Here is a 12344-nt window from a genome sequence, read left to right as displayed (position 1 = left end):
ATCCGCTTCCCGTGTGGCCGCGCATTGCCTAAGGGTGCGGGATGAACGCTTTACAAGGGCGCGGGAGCGCGGCTTGATCCAGATTTCGCAATCGGCCGCGGTACTGGCAGGCGCAGCACTGGCGCTGCTCGTGCTGGGCGCGACTTGGGCGCTGTATACGGGGCTGCGCGCGCGCGCCGCCGCGCGGGATGCGCGGGATACCAATGAGGGCCTGGCCGGGCTGGTCAGCGGGTCGCCCGCGCAGGCGATGATCGTGCGTGCCGACGGGCGGATCGAACTGTCGCGGCGGCTCGCCGACTGGCTCGGCTTCGACAAACCGCCGCGCCAGATCGAGGCACTGATCGGCGCCGAGGCTGGCATCGTGGCCGATGATGGCGAGACGCTGCTCAACCTGGTGGAAGGTGCGCAAAAAGCCGGGCGCGCTTTCACGCTGCCGGTCCAGGTCCAGGGGTCGGGACGGGCATTGCTCGTCGTCGGGGATCGTGCGCCGGAGGCGCTGCATGCGCCGGGCGGCGTGGTGTTGTGGTTCATCGACGCGACCGAGAGCCAGAGCGAGATCACCCGGCTCCAGCGCGAAGCGGCTCGGCTGCGCGCGGCCTTCGATGCGCTCACCGCGCTGATCGAGGCGGCGCCGATGCCGATGTGGTATCGCGGGACCGATCTCCGGCTGCTGATGGTCAACACCGCCTATGTCCGGGCCGTCGAGGGCAAGGATGGCGAGGACGTCGTCGCGCGCGGGCTGGAACTGGTCGAAGGCGCCGGGCTCGGCGGGCCGCTCGCCAATGCCGCAATCGCGCGCGATACCGGCGCGCCGCAGACTACCGCGATGCCCGCGACGATCGAGGGCGATCGGCGCATGCTGCGGCTTCACGACATTCCGCTGCCGACCGGCGGCGTGGCCGGCTTTGCCGTCGATATCGAGGAACTCGAACAGGCACGCGGCGGGCTCAAGCGCTTCGCCGAGGCGCAGCGCGCGATGCTCGATCGCGTTTCGGCCGGCGTGGCGCAGTTTGGACCCGATCGCAGCCTGACCTTCTCCAACCAGCCCTTCCGCCGCATGTTTGCAATGCGCAACGAGTGGCTTGCCGATCGACCCGAATTCGATCGCGTGCTCGATCGCATGCGCGAAGCCAACCGGCTGCCCGAAGTCCGCGACTTCCCGACGTGGAAAGCCGAACGGCGCGAGTGGTTCACCTCGCCCGAGGCGATCGAGGAGACGTGGAGCGTTTCCGGAACGCATCTGCGCGTCGTCGCCCAACCGCTCCCCGAAGGCGGACTGTTGCTGCTGTTCGAAGATCAGACCCAGCAGTTCGAACTGCAGCGCGAGCATGGCGAGATGCAGCAGGTGCGGACGGCGACGCTGGAAAGCCTTGCCGAGGCCGTCGCGGTGTTCGGCAAGGGGCGGCTGCAGCTATGGAACCGCAAGTTCCGCCAGGTGTGGAGCTTCGACGACAGCTTCCTCGACGGACATCCGCAGATCGCCTCGCTGGTCAAGGCGGTCGGCCCGAAGCTTACCAACCCGGCGCGCGCGGAAGTGCTGGGCGACTTGATCCGGCTCGCCGCCAAGGACCGCCAGACGCGGGGCAGCGCGATCGCCTTTGCCGATGGTCGCCATTTCGACATCACTGCGGTGCCGCTGCCGGATGGCAATGCACTGGTGACGATGCTCGATACGACCGACCATCACCGTGCCGAGCGCGCGCTGCGCGATCGCAACGAGGCGCTGGAGGCGGCCGACCAGGTCAAGACCACCTTCGTCGCGAATATGAGCTATGAGCTGCGTACGCCGCTCACCTCGATCAAGGGCTTTGCCGAGATGCTGCATGGCGGCTTCGCGGGCAAGCTGACCAAGAGCGCCACCGAATATACCGACGCGATCCTCGAATCGGTCGAGCGGCTGGGCAATCTGATCGATGACGTGCTCGATCTCACCCAGCATGAGGACGCGCCGCTTGAGCAGGCTGCGGTCGATCTCGAACTGGCGGCCAGTGGCGCTGCCGAGGTCGTCGCGCCGATCGCCAAGGGCAAGAAGATCGAGCTGGTCGTCGACAATACCGGCACCGTGGGAACGGTGACGGGCGATCCCAAGCGACTGCGCCAGGTGATCGAGAATTTGCTGCGCCACGCGGTCACCTGCACCCAGGAAGGCGGCCGGGTCTTGCTCCATTTGGATGGCGATGAAGGGCGTGCGCGCGTGATCGTCTCCGATGACGGTCCCGGCATGGACGCGGCGGCGGTGGCCAAGGCGTTCGATCGGTTTGCGCAATCGGGCGTATCGCGCAGTGGTGAGCGCGCGCTGGGGCTTGGTCTGCCGCTCGCCAAGCAGTTCGTCGAGGCGCATGGCGGCAGGATCGAGCTGATCTCCGAACCGGGCGAGGGTACGCTGGTGACCGTCGAGTTGCCGCGAACGTGATGCTGCTTTCCACGCCGGAAGACTCGCTGGACCTCGGCCGGAAGCTTGCCGCAATCGTGCGCCCCGGCGACGTGATCGCGCTGTCCGGGCCGCTCGGCGCCGGCAAGACGAGCATTGCGCGCGGTTTGCTTGCTGCGCTGGGGCTCGAGGAGGAAGCGCCGTCGCCGAGCTTCGCGATCGTCCAGTCTTACGAGCCGCCCGAGGTGCGTCTCCCGGTGCTCCATGTCGACCTCTACCGGATCGAAGATCCTGACGAGGCCGAGGAACTGGGCCTCGACGATGCGCGTGCCAATTCGCTGCTGATCGTCGAATGGCCCGAGCGGCTGGACGAACATTGGTGGCGCGATGCGCTGTGGCTCACCCTTGATGTGACGCCGGACGGCGCGCGCGCCTTGACAGCCAAGGTGCCCGCGGCATGGAAGGACCGATGGCTCCTGACATGAATCCGCCCGCCGCGGCGCCCGACTTCCTGATTGCCGCCGGATGGGAGGGCGCCGAGATCCGGCCCCTCGCCGGCGATGCCTCGTTCCGCCGCTATTTCCGGGTGGTCGACCATGATCGCAGCGCCGTGCTGATGGATGCGCCGCCGCCGCATGAGGACCCGCGGCCGTTCATCGCGATTGCGCGGTGGCTGAGCGAGCGCGGTTTCGCGGCGCCGCGGATCCTCCACGAAGACCTTGCCAACGGGCTGGTGCTGATCGAGGATTTCGGCGACGCCCGGATGCGCGAGACCGTGGAAGCCGCACCCGAGAGCGAGCTGCGGCTTTATGAGGCTGCGGTCGACCTGCTCGTCCGCCTGGGCGGGCATTCGGCCGCGGACATCCGCGCCTATACCCTCGCTGAATATCAGCGCGAGGCAGGGTTGCTCGCCGAATGGTATTGCCCTGCGGTCGGGCTCGACGTCGACGCGCAGGCCTATGCGCAGGCCTGGGACGAGGTGCTGGCGCCGGTGCTTGCGGGGCACACGCCCGTCACCGTGCTGCGCGATTACCATGTTGAGAACATCATGCTCATCGAAGGCAGCGAGAATCTGGGCCTGCTCGATTTCCAGGACGCCTTGCAAGGGCATCCCGCCTATGACCTGGTGTCGCTGCTCCAGGATGCGCGGCGCGACGTGCCGCTCGCGCTCGAGACGGCGATGCTCGATCGCTACAAGCGGATCACCGGGGAGGGCGACGCTTTCGACGTGGCCTATCATGTGCTCGGCGCGCAGCGGAACGCCAAGATCGTCGGCATCTTCACTCGGCTTTGGAAGCGCGACGGCAAGCCGCGCTATGCCGGGCTGTGCCCGCGCGTGTGGACCTATCTCGAGCGCGACCTGGCGCATCCGGCGCTCAAGCCGGTCGCCGACTGGTTCGACGCGAACGTGCCCTCAGAGATGCGCGGCGACCCGATGACGATCGCCGGCGCATGACCACCTATGCCTTGCGGCCGCAGCCCGATGCCGCCGTTCCCGAAACCGCGATGGTGATGGCCGCTGGCCTCGGCAAGCGGATGCGTCCGCTCACCGCCACCCGGCCCAAGCCGCTGGTCGACGTCGCCGGCAAGCCGCTGATCGACCATGTCTTCGCGCATCTGCGCGCCGCGGGGGTCAAGCGCGCGATCGTTAACGTCCATTATCTCGCCGACCAGCTCGAAGCGCATCTCAAGACACGGGTGAAGGACATCGAGCTCGTCATTTCCGACGAGCGCAAGCAGCTGATGGAGACCGGCGGCGGGCTGGTCCAGGCGCGCGACCTGATCGGCGACAAGCCCTTCGTCTGCGTCAACAGCGACAATCTATGGATCGATGGCCCGGTAGATGCGATCCGCAGCCTCGCGGCGCAGTGGGACGACGAGAAGATGGACGCGCTGCTGCTGGTGGTGCCGCTGGCGCGCGCGCACAGCCATCCCGGCAATGGCGATTTCCGTATCGATGCGCATGGCCGAGTGATCGAGCGGCGCAAGCCCGGGCGGATGGCGCCGTTCGTGTACACGGGCGTGCAGATCCTCTCGCCGCGCGTGATCCGCGATTGGCCCGAGGGGCCGTTCTCGACCAACTTGTTCTGGACGCGCGCGCTGGAGGCGGGGCGCCTCTGGGCGGTCGTGCATCAGGGCTTATGGTTCGACATCGGCTCGCCGCCGGCGATCGCCGAGGCAGAGGCCGTGCTGGCGACGGTGTGACAATTTTCCGCTAAGCCACTCAAACCGATGCCCAGCCGCCTGCACCTCTACACCATCCCGCCGCACCGCGCCTTTGCCGATGCGCTGGCGAACGGGCTAATCAAGCGCTTCGGGGGCGATCCGATGCGGCTGGCGCGCGGCACCGTGCTGCTGCCCAACAACCGCGCCAAGCGCGCGATCCAGGATGCGTTCGTGCGCGCCAGCGGCGGCGGGCTGCTGCTACCGCGGCTGGTCGCGGTCGGCGATCCCGAGCTCGACGAGGCGGTGTTCGATACTCCGGGCGGCGAGGCGGTGCCCCCCGCGGTCGATCCGCTCCAGCGGCGGCTGATCCTGGCGCGGCTGATCCAGGAGTCGCGTGCCATGGACGCGGCCGAGGCAGTGCGGCTGGCGGGCGAGCTTGCTACCACGCTTGACCAGTTGCTGGTCGAGGAAGTGGCGCCGGCCAGGCTGCGCGAGATCGAGCTGAGCGCGGAGCTTTCGGCGCATTGGGAGCGCTCGCTCGCGCTGTTCGAAGTGGTGCTGGCGCGTTGGCCGCGCGAGCTCGCACGGCTCGGCCGCATCGATCTCGCCGAGCGGCGGCGGATGCTGCTCGATCGAGTGACGGCGCGCTGGCGCGGTGCGCCGCCCGACGGTTTCGTCTGTGCCGCGGGCGTGACCACGGCGGCGCCAGCGATCGCGCGGCTGCTGCGCGTGGTTGCCGAACTGCCCCACGGCATGGTGGTGCTTCCGGGACTGGCGACCGGGATATCCGAGGCCGAATGGGACCTGCTTGGTCCCCACATGCCCGATCCGGTGACCGGACGGCGCCGACGCAATCTCGAAAGCCACCCGCAATTCCACTTGAAGCTGCTGCTCGAGCGGATGGGAGTGCATCGCAGCGAGTTCGATCCCTGGCGCGCGGCAAGCGAGCATGATGCGCCGCCGGCGCGCAGCAAGGCGATCGCCTCGGCGATGGCGCCGCCCGAGCTGACGCATGGCTGGACGGCGTTGCCCGCCGCCGAACGCAGGCTCGACGGGGTGCGCGTGCTCGACGTGGCGACGCCGGCCGAGGAGGCGCAGGCAATCGCGCTGGCACTGCGCGAGACGTTGGAGACGCCCGAGCGCACCGCGGCCCTGGTCACCCCCGATCGCGCGCTGGCGCGGCGGGTGGCGGCGCATTGCGCGCGCTGGGGGATCGCACTCGACAATTCGGCGGGCCAGCCGCTGTCGCTGCTGCCGCCGGGGACGCTGCTCCTCGCGCTGGCCGAGGCTGCGGCGCAGGGCTTTGCCCCGTTGCCGTTGCTCGCGCTGCTCAAACATCCGCTGGTGATGCCCGATGCGCGGCCCGAATGGCTGGAGGGCGCGCGTGCGCTCGATCGCGCGCTGCGTGGGCCGCGCCCGGCCCCGGGGCTCGACGGCATCGATCGGCACCTCGCTGAGCAGCACGGGCGCGATGCGCCGGTGCGCCGCGCGGCGCAGCGCTGGTGGTCCGGCGCGAGAGACCTGCTTGCACCGCTCGCCGAAGCCTTTGCCGGCGGGGCGCAGCCGCTGCCCGCGATGCTCTCGGCACTGCGCGAGGCGGCGCAGGTGCTGGGCGGCGATACGCTATGGGGCCGCGCCGAGGGCCGCGCGGCTGCCGATCTGCTCGACGGGCTCGAACGCGAAGCGGGGGAGGGGCCGCGCACGATCGATCCCGATGCGCTGGCGCCGCTGCTCCGCACGCTGATGCGCGAAGTCGCGGTGCGGCCGCCCCAGGGCGGGCATCCGCGGCTCTCGATCCTCGGCCTGATCGAAGCGCGGCTGCAGACCGCGGACCTGATGATCCTGGGCGGGCTCAACGAAGGCGTCTGGCCGGGCCTGCCCGCGCCCGATCCCTGGCTGGCGCCGCGCATCCGCGCCGAGCTCGGCCTGCCGGGGCTGGAGCGCCGCATCGGGCTCTCGGCGCATGACCTGGCCGGTGCGCTGGGTGCGCCGCAAGTGCTGCTCACTCGCGCACGGCGCGACGCGAGCGCGCCGACGATCGCCTCGCGTTTCTGGTTGCGGCTGGAGGCGCTGTCTGGCGGGCTGACCCGCGCCGCCGAGCTCGACGCGTGGCTGCGCGCGATCGATGATCCCGGCGAGCATCTCCCCGCAGCTCGACCGGCGCCCGAGCCGCTGGTCGGGGACCGGCCCAAGGCGATATCGGTCACCGAAGTCGATCGGCTCAAGGCCGATCCGTACGCCTTTTACGCGCGCAGGATGCTGCGGCTGATGCCGCTCGATCCGGTCGATGCCGATCCCAGCGCGGCGTGGCGCGGCACCGCGGTGCATGCCGTGCTCCAGCGCTGGTTTGAGCAAGACGGGTGTTCGCCCGACAAGCTCCACGATCGCGCGGTGGCGATGCTGCGCGACGAGCGGACCCATCCGATGATGCGCGCGCTGTGGCAGCCCCGGCTGATGGAGGCGATCGACTGGATCGCCGCCGAAATCGCCGGCGGCAATGCCGCAGGCCGCCAGGTCCTAGCAGTCGAGCGGCGCGGCGTGATCGACTTTGCCGGCGTCGAGCTCAGCGGCACGTTCGATCGGATCGATCGGCTGGGCGAAGGCGGTCTCGTCGTGGTCGACTACAAGACCGGCAAGCCACCGAGCCTCGCCGCGGTGCGCGAGGGGTTCAGCCTGCAATTGGGTCTGCTCGGGCTGATCGCCGAGCGCGGCGGCTATGACGGGATTTCTGGTCGCGCGCGGGGTTTCGAATATTGGTCGCTGTCGCGCAATCGCTTTGGCGGGTTCGGCTATGTCGAGAGCCCGTGCGATCCCAAGCGGCGCGATTATCTTCCCGCCGACGACTTCATCGACACCGCCGTGGCACAGTTCGAGGAGGCGGTGCGCACCTGGCTGACCGGCGACGCGCCGTTCACGGCCAAGCTCCACCCTGACTACGCCCCCTATGCCGAGTATGACCAGCTGATGCGCCGCGACGAATGGTATGGCCGTGAGTGAGGTCCGCGCCCTGCATGCGCTGAAGGGCAACCAGCGCCGCGCCAGCGATCCCGCGCGCCATATCTGGCTTTCGGCCTCGGCGGGGACGGGCAAGACCCAAGTGCTCGCCGCACGGGTCTGGCGGCTGCTGCTGGCGGGGGTCGATCCCGGCGCGATCCTGTGCCTCACCTTCACCAAGGCCGGCGCGGCCGAAATGTCCGAACGGATCACCGGGCGGCTGGCGCGCTGGGTGCGCGCGCCCGACGAGGATCTGTTCGACGATCTCGAGGCGCTGGGCGAGGCCTCGGGTCCCGAAGCGCGGGCGCGGGCGCGCACGCTGTTCGCCAAGGTGCTCGATGCGCCTGGCGGCGGCATCCGCATCCAGACGATCCACAGCTTCTGCCAGTCGCTGCTCGCCGCCTTTCCGATCGAGGCGGGGCTGGTGCCGGGCTTCCGGCCGCTCGATCAGCGCGAGGAGGCGGTGCTGGGGCGCGAGGCGTTGGCAGAGATGCTGGTCGATGCCGAGCGCGAAGGGCGGTCCGGACTGATCGACGCAGTCGGCGCGCTCAGCCTGCGACTGGGCGAGGGCAAGGCGGAGGCGTTCCTAAAGGTCTGCGCGTCGAACGCGGAGGCGATGGAGGCGCTGCCCAGCGGCATCCAGCCGTTCCTGCGTCGGATGCTGGCGCTGCCGAGCGGCGACATCGCCAGCGAAATCGAGGCTTGCTGCGGTGACGATGCCTTCGACCACGCCGGCTTGCGCGAAGTCGCGGCAATGAACGCAGCCTGGGGCACCAAGTCCGGGCTGGCGCGCGCCGAAGAGATCGCGATGTGGCTGACGCTGCCGGCGCCCAAGCGCGCGCTTCAGCTCGCGGACCTGCACGGCGTCTGGGCGACTGCCAAGGGCGAGCCGCGATCGTTCGGCAAGGGCCAAGCGCCGCAGGAGCCAGGCTATGCCGATCTCGCGATGCGGCTGCATGGGCGATGCAGCGAATTGCTGGGCATGAAGACCCAGGCCGAGTTCGCCGATCTGCTCGCGCGCGGGCTCGAGGCGGGGCGGGCCTATGCCGACACCTATGCCCGGGCCAAGCGGCGCGTGGGCGCGGTCGACTTCAACGATCTGATCCGCCGCACGGTCGAGCTGTTGGGTGCGCCCGGGATGGGCGAGTGGGTCCGCTACAAGCTCGACCAGGTCACCGAACATGTGCTGATCGACGAGGCGCAGGACACCAATCCCCAGCAATGGGCGATCGTCAGCGCGATCGCCGACGAGTTCTTCGCCGGGCAGGGCGCGCGCGGCGAGACGGTCCGCACCTTGTTCACCGTCGGCGACTATAAGCAGGCAATCTTCGGCTTCCAGGGCACCGACCCGATCTATTTCCGCGCTGCGTTCGAGCGGTTTCGCGCGCGGGCGCTGGCGCGTTCCGATTTCGAAGCCGAGCCGCAGGAGCTCGAATCGCTGTCGCTCACCCACAGCTTCCGCTCTACCCGGCCGGTGCTCGAGTTCGTCGACGCCGCGATCGGCGCGCTGGCCCCGCCCGGGATGGGCGCGCTGAGCGACGTCGAACCGCATGCCAGCGAAGTTCCCGGGCCAGGAACGGTGACGCTGTGGCCCGCGACGATCGAGGGCGGCAGCGAAGCCGACGAAGAGGAATGGGTGAGCGACGCCACGCGCAAGCTCGCCGGGGATATCGCGCGCCAGGTCAAGGCGTGGCTTGCGAGCGGACATATGCTGGCGAGCAAGGGGCGTCCGCTGCGCGCCGAGGATGTGATGATCCTGGTCAAGCGGCGCGGCGAGCTCGCCTCGCTGATCGTCGCGCGGCTCTATGCCGAGGGCGTGCCCGTGGCCGGGGTCGATCGGCTGCGGCTCAATGCGCCGCTGGCGGTGCGGGACCTGCTCGCGGCAGTGCGCTTCGCATTGCAGCCCGAGGACGATCTGTCGCTGGCAGCGCTGCTGGTCTCGCCGCTGATCGGCTGGAGCCAGGACGCGCTGATGGCCGCGGCGGTGCGCGAGCGCGGCGGGCTGTGGCGGCATCTGCGCGCGACGCAGAGCGAGGAACGGCTTGCCCCGCTCTATGCGCTGCTGCGCCGCGCCGATATCGCCACACCCTATCGGTTTCTCGAGGAAATCCTCTCTGGGCCGCTCGACGGGCGCCGGAAACTGCTGCGGCGGCTGGGCGAGGAGGCGCGCGATCCGATCGAGGAGCTGCTCAACGCCGCGCTCAACTTCGAGGGGCTGGCGACGCCATCGTTGCAACGCTTCCTCGACTGGTTCGATCGCGGCGATGTCGAGATTGTCCGCGATGCTGCGCAGCCCCAGGCTTCGGTGCGGGTGATGACGGCGCATGGATCGAAGGGACTGCAGGCGCCATTGGTGATCCTTGCCGACGCCACCGTCGATCCGACGCGGAGCCCGCGCGACTTCCTGCTCTGGGCGCCTGAGGGGCATGACGGTCCGGCTTTCCCGATCTTCCGTCCGCGCAGCGGCGAGCGCGGGGCTGCGCTGGGACCGGTGGTCGCCGAGAGCGAGGCGCGCGAGCTCGAGGAGCATTGGCGGCTGTTCTACGTCGCGGCGACGCGGGCCGAGGAGCAGCTGGTGGTTGCCGGGGCGCTGGGGCCGATGGCCAAGGGCGTGCCGCCCGAGGCCAGCTGGTATGCGGCGTGCGCGCGCGCATTCGATGCGCTGGGTGTCCCGGCGGGCGACGGCGTGCGCAGTTTCCATGGCCTCGCGCCTGCCGCGCCCGTCCTGGCCAAGCCCACCCGGCCGCGGCGGACGATCCGCTGCCCGCGCTGCCGAATTGGATAGCCCAGGCGGCGCCCGCAGAAGCGCGCCCTCCGCGACCCTTGGCGCCTTCCAATCTGGGCGAGGACCTCGTCGCGGATCCACCACCCAACCCGGCGATGCGCGCCGCCGCGGAGCGCGGGCGATTGCTCCACGCGCTGTTCGAGCGGCTGCCGTCGGTCGCGCCCATCGAGCGGCGCGCTGCGGCCGAACGCTGGCTGTCAGGCGCGGGTGGGGTCAGCGACGCCGCGCTACGTGCCGAACTGGTCGCCGCAGCGCTGGGGGTGACCGAAAATCCCGACTTTGCCGGGCTGTTCGGGCCCAACTCGCTTGCCGAGGCACCCGTTACCGCGGTGGTCGGCGACGGCGTCGTCGTTTCGGGGACGATCGATCGGCTCGTCGTCACGCATGACCTTGTGCGGGTGATCGACTTCAAGACCGGCCGTCGCGCGCCCGCCACGCTCGGCGACGTCCCGCCCTATCATCTGCGGCAGATGGCGGCCTATGCCGCGGCGCTGCGGGTGGTGTTCCCGGATCGCGCTGTCGAAGCGGGGCTGCTCTATACCGCGGGTCCCATACTCCATATCCTGCCGCCCGAATTGCTCGACGCGCACAAGCCCGGCTTCGCGACCGCGGAGCAAAGCTTGGCCCTGCGCGCTTGAGCCGCGACGACTGCGCACATAGATACACGGCAACATTCATTCAGGAGACTTTGTCATGGCCACCACGGCTACCACCGACGCCAGCTTCGAAGCCGATGTCCTCCAGGCGGACAAGCCCGTCCTCGTGGACTTCTGGGCCGAGTGGTGCGGGCCGTGCCGGATCATCGCGCCGGCGCTGGAAGAGCTTTCCGAAGAGCTTGGCGACAAGGTGTCCATCGTCAAGATCGACATCGACGCCAACCCCGATGCACCGACCAAATACGGCGTGCGCGGCATCCCGACGATGATCCTGTTCAAGAATGGCCAGGAAGCCGCCAAGCAGGTCGGCGCAATGCCGAAGAGCGGCATCAAGCAGTTCATCGAACGCGAGCTCTGATTGAACAGCCGGTCCGGCGATCCCCGCCGGACCGGCCACGATCTTCAGTCGCGCCAATAATCATGCCGCTCGGCCCCATCGAAACCGGCCCGAGCGCAGGCAGCACTGCTTGAAAGCTTTTACCCGAGCCGCAAGGGCAGGGGTCCTTGCGGCCTAGCTTTTCGATGAGTTCTATATCGCCATGCACGAAGCGCAGTCCGCGCTTCACTCGTGTTTCCGAGGGATAGCCTTTACGGCGCTTACTGCTGACCTCGAAAGCAGGGGAGGTCGTCGCGATCATGATGGCGTGCCATGGGATCCTCCTTCGATAGTCCGCCCCGATCGGCGGCGGCGTCGCTCTTGCATGGCAAGATCGCGATCACAAGCCGCGTGCCCTGCTATCGCCGCCGAAGTCTCGCCCTTCAGGTCAGCGGAATCATCACCTGGCTGGCATAGCCCGGCCGCTCGCGAAGTTGCGCGTACCAGCGCTCGACATGGGCCAGCGCCGGCCGCGCGATGTCGAGCGTCAGCCAGGTGTGTGCGTAGACGCCCATCGGAATGTCCCCGATCCCGAAATCCTCGCCCGAAAGCCAGGGCGTCTCGGCAAGATAGCGATCGAGGATTGCCATCTGCTTGGCGCAGGCCTCTGCCGAACGCGCAACCGCGGCCATATCGCGTGTGTCGGGTGAACGGCGGACCAGGTTGACGAAGGCGTCGCGCTGGGCGTCTGCATAGGAAAACTGCCAGTCCATCCAGCGATCTGCCAGGGCACGCTTCGCCGGATCGGCGGGCCAGAAGCGCTCGCCGCCATGACGCGCGGCGAGATAGCGCAGGATTGCATTCGATTCCCACAGCACGAGATCGCCATCCTCGATCGTCGGGATCAGCGCGTTCGGATTCTTCGCCAGATAGGCGGCGTCCATGCCGAATTTCCCGCCGACATCGTGGCGGACATGATCGATGCCCAGTTCGTGCGCGAACCAGGCAACCTTCTTCACATTGTGCGAATTGAGACGGCCCCAGATCGTCAGCATG

At 69.0% G+C, this 12344-nt stretch carries 8 protein-coding genes and 1 pseudogene; 7 read left to right on the top strand and 2 right to left on the bottom strand.

The features are described 5' to 3' along the window. Positions 1-73 precede the first annotated feature (73 nt). The 7 genes and pseudogenes from AB2M62_RS09305 to trxA all read left to right on the top strand — a co-directional run bounded on the left by AB2M62_RS09305 (position 74) and on the right by trxA (position 11330). Positions 74-2413: an ATP-binding protein gene (locus AB2M62_RS09305; RefSeq protein WP_404339661.1), complete on the top strand. Its 2340-nt coding sequence runs from the start codon at positions 74-76 to the stop codon at positions 2411-2413. Continuing rightward, positions 2413-2856, top strand: coding sequence for a tRNA (adenosine(37)-N6)-threonylcarbamoyltransferase complex ATPase subunit type 1 TsaE (tsaE, locus tag AB2M62_RS09300; RefSeq protein ID WP_404339883.1), 444 nt, complete (start codon positions 2413-2415; stop codon positions 2854-2856). The genes AB2M62_RS09305 and tsaE overlap by 1 nt, the downstream gene beginning before the upstream one ends. Next, the gene (locus AB2M62_RS09295; RefSeq protein WP_404339881.1) at positions 2853-3827 is read left to right on the top strand and encodes an aminoglycoside phosphotransferase family protein; all 975 of its coding nucleotides are present in this window, start codon (positions 2853-2855) and stop codon (positions 3825-3827) included. The genes tsaE and AB2M62_RS09295 overlap by 4 nt, the downstream gene beginning before the upstream one ends. Next, positions 3824-4576: a nucleotidyltransferase family protein gene (locus AB2M62_RS09290; protein ID WP_404339659.1), complete on the top strand. Its 753-nt coding sequence runs from the start codon at positions 3824-3826 to the stop codon at positions 4574-4576. The genes AB2M62_RS09295 and AB2M62_RS09290 overlap by 4 nt, the downstream gene beginning before the upstream one ends. Positions 4577-4603: 27 nt before the next feature. Then, positions 4604-7534, top strand: coding sequence for a double-strand break repair protein AddB (gene addB, locus AB2M62_RS09285; protein WP_404339657.1), 2931 nt, complete (start codon positions 4604-4606; stop codon positions 7532-7534). Next, a pseudogene (addA, locus tag AB2M62_RS09280) lies at positions 7521-10954 on the top strand (double-strand break repair helicase AddA). The gene addB and the pseudogene addA overlap by 14 nt, the downstream one beginning before the upstream one ends. Before the next feature lie 55 nt (positions 10955-11009). Next, positions 11010-11330, top strand: coding sequence for a thioredoxin (trxA, locus tag AB2M62_RS09275; RefSeq protein ID WP_404339655.1), 321 nt, complete (start codon positions 11010-11012; stop codon positions 11328-11330). Here trxA and AB2M62_RS09270 read toward each other — a convergent pair. Further along, positions 11311-11610: an SEC-C metal-binding domain-containing protein gene (locus AB2M62_RS09270; protein WP_404339653.1), complete on the bottom strand. Its 300-nt coding sequence runs from the start codon at positions 11608-11610 to the stop codon at positions 11311-11313. The genes trxA and AB2M62_RS09270 overlap by 20 nt on opposite strands. 121 nt (positions 11611-11731) lie before the next feature. Continuing rightward, positions 11732-12343, bottom strand: a complete 612-nt coding sequence (locus tag AB2M62_RS09265) for a glutathione S-transferase family protein (RefSeq protein WP_404339651.1) — start codon at positions 12341-12343, stop codon at positions 11732-11734. Between the last annotated feature and the right edge of the window lies 1 nt (position 12344).

It is taken from the genome of Sphingomonas sp. MMS12-HWE2-04, assembly GCF_044881185.1.
Lineage (GTDB): Bacteria > Pseudomonadota > Alphaproteobacteria > Sphingomonadales > Sphingomonadaceae > Sphingomonas.
This window is presented reverse-complemented; position numbering and strand designations above follow the sequence as displayed.